11 protein-coding genes are annotated in these 14,204 nt (G+C 36.9%); 9 read left to right on the forward strand and 2 right to left on the reverse strand.

Translation table 11 applies throughout. From position 1 onward, the window contains the following. The 4 genes from BN1372_RS04100 to argF all read left to right on the forward strand — a co-directional run bounded on the left by BN1372_RS04100 (window position 1) and on the right by argF (window position 6,510). Window positions 1–1,137 carry an acetylornithine transaminase gene (locus tag BN1372_RS04100; protein ID WP_062197589.1) on the forward strand — a complete coding sequence of 379 codons (1,137 nt, stop codon included), beginning with the start codon at window positions 1–3 and terminating at the stop codon, window positions 1,135–1,137. A 216-nt stretch (window positions 1,138–1,353) separates the two neighbouring features. After that, window positions 1,354–2,376 carry a carbamoyl phosphate synthase small subunit gene (locus tag BN1372_RS04105; protein WP_062197590.1) on the forward strand — a complete coding sequence of 341 codons (1,023 nt, stop codon included), beginning with the start codon at window positions 1,354–1,356 and terminating at the stop codon, window positions 2,374–2,376. A 4-nt stretch (window positions 2,377–2,380) separates the two neighbouring features. Then, window positions 2,381–5,551: a carbamoyl phosphate synthase large subunit gene (locus tag BN1372_RS04110; protein WP_062197591.1), complete on the forward strand. Its 3,171-nt coding sequence runs from the start codon at window positions 2,381–2,383 to the stop codon at window positions 5,549–5,551. Next, complete coding sequence (gene argF / locus BN1372_RS04115) at window positions 5,548–6,510, forward strand: ornithine carbamoyltransferase (RefSeq protein ID WP_062197592.1); 963 nt, start codon at window positions 5,548–5,550, stop codon at window positions 6,508–6,510. The genes BN1372_RS04110 and argF overlap by 4 nt, the downstream gene beginning before the upstream one ends. A 59-nt stretch (window positions 6,511–6,569) precedes the next feature. On the opposite strand, the gene BN1372_RS04120 is transcribed toward argF, so the two are convergent. Further along, a complete protein-coding gene (locus tag BN1372_RS04120; RefSeq protein WP_062197593.1) occupies window positions 6,570–7,382 on the reverse strand; it encodes an undecaprenyl-diphosphate phosphatase in 813 nt (270 codons plus the stop codon). Between the two features lie 300 nt (window positions 7,383–7,682). Here BN1372_RS04120 and BN1372_RS04125 point away from each other — a divergent pair, with 300 nt between their 5' ends. Both BN1372_RS04125 and clpB read left to right on the forward strand, forming a co-directional pair. Then, a complete protein-coding gene (locus BN1372_RS04125) occupies window positions 7,683–8,567 on the forward strand; it encodes a DnaJ domain-containing protein (protein WP_062197594.1) in 885 nt (294 codons plus the stop codon). A 13-nt stretch (window positions 8,568–8,580) separates the two neighbouring features. Beyond that, complete coding sequence (clpB, locus tag BN1372_RS04130; protein ID WP_062197595.1) at window positions 8,581–11,178, forward strand: ATP-dependent chaperone ClpB; 2,598 nt, start codon at window positions 8,581–8,583, stop codon at window positions 11,176–11,178. A 42-nt stretch (window positions 11,179–11,220) separates the two neighbouring features. On the opposite strand, the gene BN1372_RS04135 is transcribed toward clpB, so the two are convergent. Then, window positions 11,221–11,415, reverse strand: coding sequence for a YjzD family protein (locus tag BN1372_RS04135; protein ID WP_062197596.1), 195 nt, complete (start codon window positions 11,413–11,415; stop codon window positions 11,221–11,223). A gap of 276 nt (window positions 11,416–11,691) precedes the next feature. Here BN1372_RS04135 and BN1372_RS04140 point away from each other — a divergent pair, with 276 nt between their 5' ends. From BN1372_RS04140 to BN1372_RS04150, 3 genes are all read left to right on the forward strand, one after another. Beyond that, window positions 11,692–12,624, forward strand: a complete 933-nt coding sequence (locus tag BN1372_RS04140; protein ID WP_062197597.1) for a beta-ketoacyl-ACP synthase III — start codon at window positions 11,692–11,694, stop codon at window positions 12,622–12,624. A 17-nt stretch (window positions 12,625–12,641) separates the two neighbouring features. Further along, the gene (fabF, locus tag BN1372_RS04145; RefSeq protein WP_062197598.1) at window positions 12,642–13,883 is read left to right on the forward strand and encodes a beta-ketoacyl-ACP synthase II; all 1,242 of its coding nucleotides are present in this window, start codon (window positions 12,642–12,644) and stop codon (window positions 13,881–13,883) included. Window positions 13,884–13,984: 101 nt separating this feature from the next. Next, a complete protein-coding gene (locus tag BN1372_RS04150) occupies window positions 13,985–14,191 on the forward strand; it encodes a YuzI family membrane protein (protein ID WP_062197599.1) in 207 nt (68 codons plus the stop codon). Window positions 14,192–14,204: the final 13 nt, after the last annotated feature.

A 14,204-nucleotide genomic window follows, 5' to 3' on the forward strand; every position in this document is an offset into this window, starting at 1 on the left:
GTGAGTGCATTATTCCCAACATATAACCGGTGGAATATTGAAGTAAGCCATGCGAAAGGTACAAAATTGTATGATACAGACGGAAAGGAATATTTAGATTTTGTTAGTGGGATTGCAGTTTGTAATTTAGGACACTGTCATCCAAAAGTAACAAAAGCAGTTGAAGAACAACTGCATAAAATTTGGCATGCATCTAACTTATTTCATGTGCCAATTCAAGAAGAAGTTGCACAACTACTCGTACAAAATAGTGCTGGTGACTATGTATTTTTCTGTAATAGTGGAGCAGAAGCGAATGAAGCTGCAATTAAATTAGCTCGTAAACATACACAAAAAACAAAAATTATTACCTTCTATCAATCATTTCACGGTCGAACATTTGCGACAATGGCTGCAACAGGTCAAGAAAAGATTCAAAAAGGGTTCGGACCGCTATTAGAGAAATTTGAATATTTGCCATATAACGATATCGAAGCACTTCAAAATGCTGATTTATCAGATGTAGCGGCTATTATGTTAGAAGTGATTCAAGGAGAAGGTGGCGTTCATCCAGCAACCGAATCCTTTATCGAGCAAGTGAAAGAAGTTTGTGAGAACAATGATTGTTTATTAATGGTGGATGAAGTACAAACAGGAATCGGACGGACAGGAAAACCATTTGCACATCAACATTTCGGGATAGAACCAGACATTTTTACAACCGCAAAAGGGCTTGGAAATGGTCTTCCGGTAGGAGCGATGATTGGGAAAGCTCATTTAAAAGAAGCATTTGGAGCAGGAAGCCACGGATCGACTTTTGGTGGAAACCCCGTTGCAATGGCAGCAGCAAAAGCAACGTTAGAAGAAATTTTTCAGCCAGCATTTTTACAAGATGTAGAAGAAAAAGGACATTTTTTTAAAGAACAACTACAAACAGCACTTGTATCTTCTAGTAGAGTAAAAGAAGTTCGTGGAAAAGGACTTATTTTAGGTATTGAATGTGAAGATGCAGTGGGTGATGTTATTTTACAACTACAAAAAGAAGGGTTGCTCGTATTAGTAGCAGGACCAAATGTTATCCGGTTATTGCCACCATTAATTGTTTCAAAAGAAGAAATTGAAATTGCTGTAAAAAAACTTGCAAATGTTTTAAAATAACGAGATAATATACGAAAGAGAGCATAAAAATACACTCTAAAAAATAAATCTTCCTTCGGCGGCTTTTTTACGATCACCGCTACGAATGATAAGGCCTTTTTAGCCTAATGATACCCTCCACTGAACGATGTAAATCATATCTATGAATGGAAAGTGGGGGGTATTATTGACGGAAGATAAGAATAAATATACAGATTATTAATGGGGAGTGGAAAGATGAAAGGATTTTTATCATTAGCATCAGGAGAAACGTTTGAGGGAACCATCCATCACTTAAAAGAAGAGCAAACGGGTGAATTAGTCGTTTATACAGGTATGAGTGGGTTCCAAGAAGTGATGACGAATCCTGCTTATGCAGGTAAATTGGTCGTTTTTTCATATCCTTTCATCGGACGATGCGGGATTAATGAAGTAAGCGGTGAAAGCGATGAGATTCAAGTAGATGGCGTTATTATGCACGAAGTAAGTGAAAATGCATACCATTATGAAGCAACGAAAACAGTGCGCGATTATTTAGAAGAAAATCAAATTCCATATATGACAAATGTAGATACACGCTCTATCGTCAAAACAATGACCAAAACAGGGGTTCAAACGGCATCAATGAGTGAAAGGAAAAATCCACCGCTCATACAAAAAGAAAAGAAGCATTTTTCCACACCATATACGCAAATTGGGGATGGTTCTATTCATCTAGCGGTTATTGATTTTGGTATTTCCCGTTCGTCTTTACAACTTTTACAACAAGAAAACGTGACGTTAACATTTGTAAAAGCAAACAATGCCCTACAAACAATTCAACGTTTACCAATTGATGGTGTTATGTTTACGAACGGAAGTAGCGAAAGAATACATCCTACCATTCAAAAAGAAGAAATCAAACAGTTGGTGCAAGCGTATCCGACTTTAGCGTTAGGATTAGGGCTACAAGTCATTCTTGAAGCATTCGGCAGTTCGTTTCATCCGCTTCCTTTTGGGCACTTCGGAAATAATTACCCGATGATTGATGAAAAAACAGAAAAAGTGTATATAACATCTCAACACCATTTATACACGTTAGATGAATCAACATTACCAGAATCATTTACGGTACGTTTTCGAAATGGAAACGATCAATCGATAGAAGGGGTAGAGCATGATATGTATTCTTTTCTAGGATTACAATGTCCTATTCAGTCATCTATCCTTTCTGTGATTCAATCATTTATTTTATCGTTACAGGCGAAAGAGGAGGAATGACACGATGCCAAAAGATAATCGGATACAATCTGTCCTTGTGATTGGAAGTGGCCCTATCGTAATCGGGCAAGCAGCAGAGTTTGATTATGCGGGAACGCAAGCATGTATGACATTAAAAGAAGAAGGAATTCGTGTCATTTTAATTAATAATAATCCGGCAACAATCATGACAGACGACACATTTAGTGATGTTGTGTATTTTGAACCGTTGACGGTTGAAAATATTGAAAAAATTATTCAAAAAGAGCGTCCTGATGGTCTATTAGCATCTTTAGGCGGACAGACAGGATTAAATTTAGCATTAGCACTAGATAAGCAAGGTATTTTAGATAAATATGGCGTGCGTTTATTAGGAACGTCGATTGAGGCCATTATTAAAGGGGAAGACCGTGAAGTGTTTCGTTCGTTAATGTATGAATTGAATGAACCAGTTCCGGAAAGTGAAATTGTCTCATCTGTAGAAGAAGCAGTAGCTTTTAGTGAACGGGTTGGGTTCCCTATTATTATTCGACCGGCGTACACGCTAGGTGGTTCTGGCGGTGGAATCGTGTATTCGAAAGATGAGTTGATGGCAACCGTAAAATTCGGTTTAGAATTAAGTCCGATTCATCAATGTTTAATTGAAATGAGCATCGCTGGATATAAAGAAATTGAATATGAAATGATGCGAGATGCAAACGATACGTGTATTGCGATTTGTAATATGGAAAACGTCGATCCAGTAGGAGTACATACAGGTGATTCCATCGTTGTAGCTCCGACCATGACGTTAACACACGAAGAAAATAAGATGCTTCATGAAGCATCCGTCAAAATTATTCGAGCATTGGGGATTATTGGTGGATGTAATATCCAATTTGCTCTTCATCCAGAAAGTAAACAATATTATTTAATTGAAGTAAATCCTCGTGTTAGCCGTTCGAGTGCGTTAGCTTCGAAAGCAACCGGTTATCCAATTGCAAAAATGACAACAAAATTAGCGCTTGGCTATCGATTAGATGAAGTCGTAAACCCTGTAACAGGTTATACGTATGCTGCTTTTGAACCAGCGATTGATTATATTGTGGTCAAGTTTCCACGCTTCCCATTTGATAAATTCCGAGAAGCAGACCGAACACTCGGTACGCAAATGAAAGCTACCGGTGAAGTGATGGCTATTGGGTCTAATTTAACGGGAGCATTTCAAAAAGCAATCCGTTCTTTAGAACTAAAAACCGAGAGTTTTTATTTAAAAGAATTGCAAGATTGGTCGTATGAAGCACTTTGGACAGCGGTAAAACATATTGATGATCGTCGTTTCTTTGCCATTTTAGAATTGTTAAAACGAGGCGAAACAACTGGAAATATTCATCAAGAAACGAAAATTAATTATTTATATTTAGATGCGTTGCATCACCTTGTTCAATTAGAAACAGAAATTCAGACGAAAGACTGGCAAACGATTTCAAAAGAAGTATTTCAGTCGTATAAAGAAAATGGATTTACTGATGTGCAATTAGCAAACTTATGGGGAGTAACGGAGCAAGAAGTGACAAAAAAACGAAAATCTCTCGGCATTATCCCTTCCTATAAAATGGTGGACACTTGTGCGGGAGAATTTACAGCAGAAACACCTTATTTTTACTCTACTTGGAGTGGAGAAAATGAAGCGATTCCAAGTAATAAGAAAAAAGTAGTGATTTTAGGAAGCGGTCCGATCCGTATCGGGCAAGGAATTGAATTTGATTATTGTTCTGTTCATGGCGTTTTTGCGTTAAAACAAGCAGGATATGAAACCATTATGATTAATAATAATCCAGAAACCGTAAGTACGGATTACGTGATTAGCGACCGATTATATTTTGAACCATTAACGATTGAAGATGTGATGGCGATTATTGCATTAGAACAGCCAGAAGGCGTCATCGTTCAATTTGGTGGTCAAACCGCTATTTCTTTAGCAGAACAATTAGAAAAGCGTGGAGTAGCATTATTTGGAACAAAAAGTGCGACCATTGATATGTTAGAAGACCGAGATTTATTTTATCAATTTTTAAATAAAATCAATTTGCCGCATATTCCAGGAAAAATCGGATTAGATGAACAAGATGTATTCATAAAAGCAGAAGAAATCGGGTATCCAGTACTTGTCCGTCCATCGTTTGTAATTGGTGGGCAAGGAATGGCAGTATTAAAAGATGCAGCTGCGATAAAAAATTATTTGCATAAGCAACAGCATGATGGATTATTCCCTATCTTAATTGATGCATATTATCCTGGAAAAGAAATCGAAGTAGATTGTATTACCGACGGACAAACGATTCATATTCCAGCGCTTATTGAACACATTGAACGTGCTGGGGTGCATTCTGGGGACAGTATGGCGTTTATTCCAGCGCAAACATTAACAGAAAAAGAGAAACGAAAAGTATATGCTTACACGAAAAAAATTGCACACAACATGGATTTTAAAGGCTTATTTAATATTCAATTCGTCATTTATCAAGAGGAATTATACGTATTAGAAATTAATCCACGGGCATCAAGAACGGTTCCTGTCCTTAGTAAAATAACCGGCCAACCACTTGTAAAATGGGCCATCAATTGTTTATTAAATAGACCATTACAACCAGTAGAACAAGTTGAATGTAACATGATTACTGTAAAAGCGCCCATTTTTTCTACCTTAAAATTAAAAGGGCTCGATCCATTGCTTGGACCAGAAATGAAATCTACTGGGGAATTAATGGCGATGGCCAAAACGAAAGAAGAAGCATTGCATAAAGTATTTTCTTGGAGCGAGCAACAAAAGCTATCCCTTTATGAAAAAAGCGGGGAATTGTTGATTGATCCAACATCAATAGAAACAGCGCAACTGAAAGAAATAATCGAGGTATGTATAAAAGCACATATTACACCAGTAGTGACGGAATCAATTGCGTTAGAAATACCGGTAAAACGGGTAGAATCTTTTGTACAATGGGTAAATAGCGAGCAGGCATTAGCAGTCTTTAGTATTGCAAATACGGAGTCTAGTAAAAAGCAACGTGTAAAAGCCCTAAGTTTAAATAAGTCTGTCTTTACAGAATGGCCAACGTTACTAGCAGCCATCACTGGCGCACGTGTACAGCATCAAACGGTTACACCAATTCAAGAATGGTTAAATGAATCAAAGAAAGAAGTGATTAAACAATGAGTTATGTAGAAAAAGCGAAAAAAATTGGATTAACAAATAAAGATTGTTTAGCGATGACAGATTTATCGAAAGAACAAATTATTCAACTTGTAGAATTAGCAATAGACTTAAAAAAAATCAAGGCTTCTGGGGAAGTAATAGAGCCTTTAAAAGGGAAAACATTAGGCATGATTTTTGAAAAATCATCAACAAGAACGCGTGTTTCTTTCGAAGCAGGTATGACGCAATTAGGTGGCCATGCACTATTTTTAAGTTCGAATGATTTACAAATTGGTCGCGGTGAAACGATTGCTGATACAGCACACGTATTAAGTGAATTTATTGATGCGATTATGATTCGTACATTTAAACACGAAACAGTGGAAGAAATAGCAGAACACGCTTCTATTCCTGTTATTAACGGCTTAACAGACCTTTCACATCCTTGCCAAGTGTTAGCTGATTTACAAACCATTTATGAACATAAAGGAACGTTTGAAAATATAACACTTGCATACGTAGGAGACGGCAATAATAATATGGCGAACTCGTTGTTAGTAGGTGCTGCAAAAGTGGGGATAAATTGCACGATTGTAACGCATCCAAAATATGAGCCAGAAGCATTTGTGCTTGAAACTGCTCAAGCGATTGCAGCAGAAACAGGCGCTGTGTTAAAAGTGGTAAATGACCCTGTAGAAGGCGTAAAAGATGCTGATTTTATTTATACAGACGTGTGGACGAGTATGGGCTTTGAAGACGAAGCAAAAGTTCGTTTAGAAAAATTAATGCCATATCAAGTGAATACGGAATTAGTATCGCATGCAAAAGACGATTATTTATTTTTACACTGCTTGCCAGCTCATCGCGGCGAAGAAGTAACGGCGGATGTAATTGATGACGAAAAACATTCAGTTGTGTTCCAAGAAGCAGGAAACCGTCTACATGCACAAAAAGCATTGTTATTAGCGTTACTAGCGTAAATAAAATAAAAACGACCATTCCACTCGAAAAGAGGGAAATGGTCGTTTTTTTATGTGTATTATAAGAAAATAAGAACGAGCGGACCCACGATAAAACAATAGATTGCAAAATATTTCAAATTACCACGTTCCATAATCCCCATAAACCATTTTAATGAGAAGTAAGAAGCGATTAAAGAAGCGACAAATGCGATAAGATAAGGAATAGCTAATGTACTTAATTGAGGGTCTGTGATCATATCTTTTCCTTCTAAAATCATCGCCCCCACGCTAACAGGGATATAGAGTAAAAATGAAAAGCGAAGCGCTGTTTCTTGTTTCATTCCTAGTGCCATTGAAGCAACGATTGTCGCACCAGAACGGCTAATACCTGGAATTAATGCGATTGCTTGGGCAAATCCGACAATAATAGCATCTTTGACGGATAAATTTTGGTCGCCTTTTCGTCCACGTAAGTTTCGAATGAGCCACAACGCAAGTCCCGTAATCATTAAGGTTACTCCAATAATGTGAATACCTTTTAGTTTTCCTGAAATAAAATCATTGAATAATAACCCAATCACAGCTGCTGGAATCGTAGCAATAATTAAATATACAATGAACATAAAATCAGCTTTCGTTTCTTCTGTACGTTTTTTATTCATGAAATGATTCCAACCATTGATGATTAATCGAAGTAGATCACTTCGATAAATAATTAAAATAGCAATAAGAGACGCTGTATTAACGAGCACTTCAAAGCTCAGTCCTGGATTTTCGATTTGAAAAATCTCTTGGGCAATGACTAAATGCCCGCTAGAAGAAATCGGAATCGGTTCTGTAAAACCTTGTAATAGACCTAAAAATAAGTAAATCAAAATATTCTCTAACATATGTACCTCCTTGAATAACCAATCACACTATCTATATTACTTGTTATATAGTAAAAGTTTAAGGGGGTTTTTGTAAAAAAGTAAGGAGTTTTCCTTTAATCATGGAAGGGAAAAGAAAGATGAAAGGAATAAATGAAGGTAAAAGAAAGTCAAAAATAGGTGAAAAACAAAGAAAATAATAGATATTAAGAGTATAAGAGAGGTAAAATTATTTTTTGACCAATTTTGACTATTGATAAAACCATACGTTTTTTTCATAATAATGATACAAGGTCAAAGATGGTCAAAGGAGGGGGAAACGTGGAGTTTCAAGATTATTACGCTATCTTAGGTGTTTCGAAACAGGCAACGACACAAGAAATTAAAAAAGCATACCGAAAATTAGCGAAAAAATATCATCCTGATTTGAACAAAGAACCAGGTGCAAGTGAAAAGTTTAAACAAATAAACGAAGCATATGAAGTGTTAAGCGATGAAGAGAAACGGAAACGGTACGACGAATTAGGAGATAATTGGGGAAATTACCAAGGATACAACTCCTCTCCTTTTGGCAATTCGTATCGGACATATTCAACGGGAGATTCATCGTTTAGTGATTTTTTTGATACATTTTTTAAAGATGTTTTTTCCAGTAGTCAAACAAACCCTTTTGAAGAATTTGAATCACGCTCTTCTTATCAAGAAAACTTAGCAGATGAGCAATTAACTTTATTTCTCACACTTGAACAAGTGTATCGCGGCGATAAAGTGATGGTTCGGATGCCAAATGGGGAACGTTTACATGTTAAGATTCCAAAGGGAATCAAGGAAGGGAAAAAAATTCGTATTCCAAACAAAGGAACACGTGGACAAGATGTCTATTTAAAAATTGTGTATCAACCACATCCATACTTTCAAGTAGACGGTGACAATTTAACCGCTCATTTAGTCATTGCTCCGCATCAAGCAGCTTTAGGAGCACAAGGATCTGTTCCATTGCTAAATGGACAAAGTATCGAAGTAAAAATACCAAAAGGAACGCGAACAAACCAAAAGTTACGGATTCGCAATAAAGGGTTAACAGAAAAAGGACATCTCTTTTTACAAATCATCATTGATATTCCGACACCATTAACCAAAAAAGAAGTAGCATTATACGAACAGTTACAACAGGAACGTTCGTTTACGCCATATTTAAAATCATAAGGGGGTTTCCCAAATGGATATGAATAAATTAACGCAAAAATCGCAACAAGCTGTGTTAGAAGCACAAAATAACGCAATCAAATATAAAAACCAAGAAGTCGATGTTGATCATTTGCTGTATGCCATTGTTTCACAAACGGATGGGCTAGGTGCTCATATTTTTTCGAAATTAACGATTGATACGGAAGTATTTTTACGTGAAGTAGATACGATTATTCAGAAAAAACCACAAGTAGATGGTCCGGGGGCATCTGGTAATATTTATATTACTTCTACTATGCAACGATTATTTGTCAAAGCGGAAGAAGAAATGAAAGAAATGCAAGACGAATATATTTCGATTGAGCATTTATTGCTAGCATATACAGATCTTTCATTACCTTCTTCGATCAAGCAGTTGTTTGGCGCGTATCAATTAACAAAAAAACGTTTATTAACGGTAATAAAAGAAATCAGGGGGGCACAACGCGTGGTAACAGATAACCCAGAAGCAACATACGAGGTATTAGAAAAATATGGACGAGACTTAGTGAAAGAAGTAGAATCAGGAAAAGTAGATCCTGTTATTGGGCGGGATAGTGAAATTCGCCGTGTTATTCGAATTTTATCAAGAAAAACAAAAAATAACCCGGTGTTAATCGGAGAACCAGGGGTTGGGAAAACAGCAATTGTAGAAGGACTTGCATGGCGTATCGTACGAAAAGACGTTCCAGAAGGATTGAAAGATAAAACAATCTTTTCTTTAGATATGGGTGCACTTGTGGCAGGAGCTAAATTCCGTGGGGAATTCGAAGAACGTTTAAAAGCTGTGCTACAAGAAGTGAAAAAAAGTGAAGGACGAATAATTTTATTTATCGATGAGCTTCATACAATTGTCGGAGCAGGAAAAGCAGAGGGTTCGATGGATGCCGGCAATATGTTAAAACCAATGCTTGCTCGTGGTGAATTGCATTGTATTGGGGCAACAACGTTAGATGAATATCGTCAATATATTGAAAAAGATCCAGCGCTAGAACGTCGTTTCCAACAAGTGCTCGTGAAAGAACCAGATGTAGAAGATACAATCTCTATTCTAAGGGGATTAAAAGAACGTTTTGAAATTCACCACGGGGTAAAAATTCACGATAACGCCTTAGTAGCAGCAACAACCCTTTCCAATCGTTACATTACAGAACGTTTTTTACCAGATAAAGCGATTGACTTAGTAGACGAAGCGTGTGCGATGATTCGGACAGAAATTGATTCGATGCCGAGTGAATTAGATGAAGTAAACCGGAAAGTGATGCAACTTGAAATTGAAGAAGCTGCTTTAAGTAAAGAAGACGACCGCGCTAGTAAAGAACGGTTAACTGTGCTTCGAAAAGAATTAGCGGACCAAAAAGAAAAATTACAAGTAATGAAAGCACAGTGGGAAAAAGAGAAACATTCGATCCAAGGAGTTCAACAATTACGTGAACAATTAGAACAAAGAAAACGTGAATTAGAACAAGCGGAAAATAAGTATGATTTAAATAAAGCAGCGGAATTACGTCACGGCATTATTCCACAATTACAACATGAATTAGAAGAAGCAGAAGCAACTATTTTAAATGGAGATACAAATCGATTATTACGAGAAGAAGTTACCGAAGAAGAAATTTCAGATATTGTTTCAAAATGGACAGGGATTCCCGTCTCCCGACTCGTAGAAGGGGAACGAGAAAAATTATTACGACTAGAAGAAATTTTACATCGCCGTGTTGTAGGGCAAGATGAAGCCATTCAATTAGTAAGCGATGCGGTACTTCGAGCTCGTGCTGGGATTAAAGATCCGAATCGACCAATTGGTTCGTTCATTTTCTTAGGGCCTACAGGGGTTGGGAAAACAGAACTTGCGAAAGCACTAGCAGAATCATTATTTGATAGCGAAGAGCATATGATTCGGATTGATATGACAGAGTATATGGAAAAACATACAGTTGCACGATTAATCGGTGCACCTCCAGGATATGTTGGATACGAAGAAGGTGGCCAATTAACAGAGGCGGTACGTCGTAGTCCGTATTCGGTTATTTTATTAGATGAAGTAGAAAAAGCACACCCAGATGTCTTTAATATTTTATTGCAAATTTTGGATGATGGGCGATTAACCGATTCACAAGGACGAGTAGTGGATTTTAAAAATACAGTGATTATTATGACATCTAACATCGGCAGTCAGTTTTTATTAGACGGTGTAACAGATGATGGGGCAATTAAAGAAGAAGCACGTACAAATGTGATGAATATGTTAAAAGGTCACTTCCGCCCAGAGTTTTTAAACCGTGTTGATGATATTGTGTTGTTTAAACCGTTAACAATCGAAGAAATAAAAGGAATTGTTTTAAAATTAACAGCACAATTAAGCGAACGATTAAAAGATCGACACATGACTTTAACCATTACAGACGAGGCGCAAAACTTTATTGCGAACGAAGGATTTGACCCTGTCTATGGTGCACGTCCATTAAAACGATTTATTCAAAGAACTATTGAAACGCAGTTAGCTCGTGAAATCATCGCTGGTCATATTACTGATGGTGCGACGATTACGGTAGAAATGAAAGAGGGGCAATTGGTTGTGCATGCATAAAGCAAATGGAGAACATCCCACTTGGGTGTTCTCCATTTGTCATTAATCAGTAATTTTTTTGTTTAAAACGCCGTCGCCTAAAATACCAACGAAAATAGTGAAGATTACTGTTAGAATTAACGCAGTATTAAAGCTATACTCGATAGGATGTTCAGCTGTTGTAGTCATATTTGCAATAACGTAAACCATCATATTGCTAAGTAAAAATGACCAAAATAAAGCCCAGAAGTATTTCATCTTTTTCACCTCATTATGTACACATATTATCTACATTCTAACATAATTTTAAAACGAATGATGCATAAAATCAATGAGATTTCTGCCGGAAGTCGCTGATTGTTTTATTTTTTACATAAATCCATGTTTTTCGTGCATGATTTGTAGTAAAAGGAGCCGTAGGTAAAAAAAGAAAAAGAAGAAGTACCATTTTTTATAATAGACAAATCATTATTTTTCTATTAAAATTAGTACCAAGTACTAATAATTGATAATAAATATTAAGGAGCGATAAAAATGAACGCAGGTATTTTAGGTATCGGTCGCTATGTAGGAGAAAAAATTTTAACAAATAAAGATTTAGAAAAACGAATAGATACATCGGATGAATGGATCCGGACAAGAACAGGGATTGAAGAACGTCGTATTGCAAATGATGATACAACAACTGCAGACATGGCTACTTTTGCTGCAGAAAAGGCATTAAAGATGTCGGGCATTAAACCAGAAGAAATTGAATTAATCGTTGTGGCTACTATTACTCCAGATTATGTATTTCCAACTGTTTCTTGTATTGTACAAGATCGTATTGGTGCAATAAATGCTGCAGCTATGGATATTAGTGCAGCATGTTCTGGTTTTATTTATGGATTATCGGTAGCAAAGCAATATATTGAAAATGGAGAATATAAGCATATCTTAGTCGTTGCTGGGGATAAATTATCGAATATCACAAATTGGGAAGACCGGAATACGGCTGTGTTGTTCGGAGATGGAGCAGGAGCTGCTGTGTTAGGACCAGTGGAAGAAGGGAAAGGTATTTTAGCTGTTGACTTAGGAGCTGATGGTAGCGGAGGAAAATATTTGCATGGTAAACCTAAAATTTGGATGAATGGACGGGAAGTATTTAAATTTGCTGTCCGCAAAATGGGAGAAGCATCAACGAAAATTATTGAAAAAGCAGGATTAACGCAAGAAGATGTGCAATTTTTAATTCCGCATCAAGCAAATATTCGCATTATGGAAGCTTCTCGTCAACGATTAAATTTGCCTGAAGAGAAAATGTCGACTACAATAACTAAATATGGTAATACTTCGGCATCTTCCATTCCAATTGCTATGGTTGAAGAATTAGAAAATGGGAAGATAAAAGATGGAGATGTAATTGTTATGGTAGGATTTGGTGGCGGATTGACTTGGGGTGCCACTATACTAAAATGGGGAAAATAAAAAGGAGAGTAACGGTTATGGAAAATAGACGTGTTGTAATTACAGGAATTGGAGCAGTTTCACCAATTGGTAACGATGCACACACAATGTGGGAAAATGCTATTAAAGGTGTATCTGGTATTGACATTGTTTCACGCGTAAATCCAGAAGACTTTCCAGCAAAAGTAGCAGCTGAAGTAAGAGATGTAAAGATGGAGGAATTTTTAGATCGAAAAGAATTAAATCGGATGGATCGTTTTACACAATTTGGGGTAATTGCGAGTAAAATGGCTGTAGCAGATGCTAACTTAACGATTACAGAAGAAAATGCTTCGCGTGTTGGGGTATGGGTAGGATCTGGTATTGGTGGATTAGAAACATATGAACAACAGCATCTTCAGTTTTTAAAACGTGGATATCGACGTGTAAGTCCTTTTTTTGTTCCAATGATGATTCCAGATATGGCAGCAGGACAAATTTCGATTGCTTTAGGAGCAAAAGGACCAAACTCTTGTACAGTTACTGCTTGTGCTACAGGGACAAATTCAATTGGAGATGCATTTGAAGCCGTTCGGCGCGGGGATGCGGATATTATGATTGCGGGTGGAACGGAAGCACCAATTACAAATATGGCATTTTCAGGATTTTCCACAGCAAAAGCATTAACATTTAACGATGACCCTACAACAGCAAGTCGTCCATTTGATAAAAATAGAGACGGATTTGTGATGGGAGAAGGTGCTGGAATCGTCGTATTAGAAACGTTAGAATCGGCAAAAGCCCGCAGCGCCCATATTTATGCAGAAGTGATTGGATACGGTTCAACTGGAGATGCGTATCATATTACAGCACCAGCACCAGATGGAGAAGGTGCTGCACGTGCGATGAAAATGGCCATCGATAAAGCTGGGATTGCCCCATCCGAAGTCAATTATATTAATGCACATGGTACAAGTACACCGTATAACGATAAATTTGAAACACAAGCGATTAAAACGGTATTTGGTGATCATGCATATAAATTAGCGGTTAGTTCCACAAAATCAATGACAGGTCATCTACTAGGAGCCGCTGGTGGGGTAGAAACGATTTTCTCCGTAAAAGCATTAGAAGAAGGAATCTTACCACCAACGATTAACTATCAAGAAAAAGACGAGGATTGTGATCTTGATTATGTTCCAAATGAAGCGCGTTCAACAGAAATTCAAGTTGCCATGAGCAATTCATTAGGATTTGGTGGCCATAACGCTACGTTACTATTTAGAAAATATAACGGGTAAAAGAAACAGAAGGATTTCCCTTCTGTTTTTTTTTGTTCAATTTTACAAAACTACGACATATATATGAACAACAATGGCTTGACCAATAGGTGATGATTGCGATGATTCGTTTTCTTCTTTTGTTAGTAGGATTTTATATTAGTGTGAGCAGTGCAATAAGTATTTTGGCGTATTTAAGTGTAGCGAGTGCACAAAACAATTTGTCGTTTTTCTTTTATGAGTTTATTAAACGGAAAGATACGTATTTATTTTCCATCGGGTTTTTTACGATTTTTTTATCGCTTTGGTCGATGTTTCCAAAAAAGTGAGAGGTAATTTTTT

This window comes from Massilibacterium senegalense (genome assembly GCF_001375675.1).
GTDB classification, from domain to species: Bacteria; Bacillota; Bacilli; order Bacillales; family Massilibacteriaceae; genus Massilibacterium; species Massilibacterium senegalense.

Coding starts and splice junctions, on each gene's coding strand:
- BN1372_RS04105 (WP_062197590.1), top strand. CDS start 1,354: ATGAAAGGATTTTTATCATTAGCATCAGGAGAAACGTTTGAGGGAACC.
- BN1372_RS04110 (WP_062197591.1), top strand. CDS start 2,381: ATGCCAAAAGATAATCGGATACAATCTGTCCTTGTGATTGGAAGTGGC.
- argF (WP_062197592.1), top strand. CDS start 5,548: ATGAGTTATGTAGAAAAAGCGAAAAAAATTGGATTAACAAATAAAGAT.
- BN1372_RS04120 (WP_062197593.1), bottom strand. CDS start 7,382: ATGTTAGAGAATATTTTGATTTACTTATTTTTAGGTCTATTACAAGGT.
- clpB (WP_062197595.1), top strand. CDS start 8,581: ATGGATATGAATAAATTAACGCAAAAATCGCAACAAGCTGTGTTAGAA.
- BN1372_RS04135 (WP_062197596.1), bottom strand. CDS start 11,415: ATGAAATACTTCTGGGCTTTATTTTGGTCATTTTTACTTAGCAATATG.
- BN1372_RS04140 (WP_062197597.1), top strand. CDS start 11,692: ATGAACGCAGGTATTTTAGGTATCGGTCGCTATGTAGGAGAAAAAATT.
- fabF (WP_062197598.1), top strand. CDS start 12,642: ATGGAAAATAGACGTGTTGTAATTACAGGAATTGGAGCAGTTTCACCA.
- BN1372_RS04150 (WP_062197599.1), top strand. CDS start 13,985: ATGATTCGTTTTCTTCTTTTGTTAGTAGGATTTTATATTAGTGTGAGC.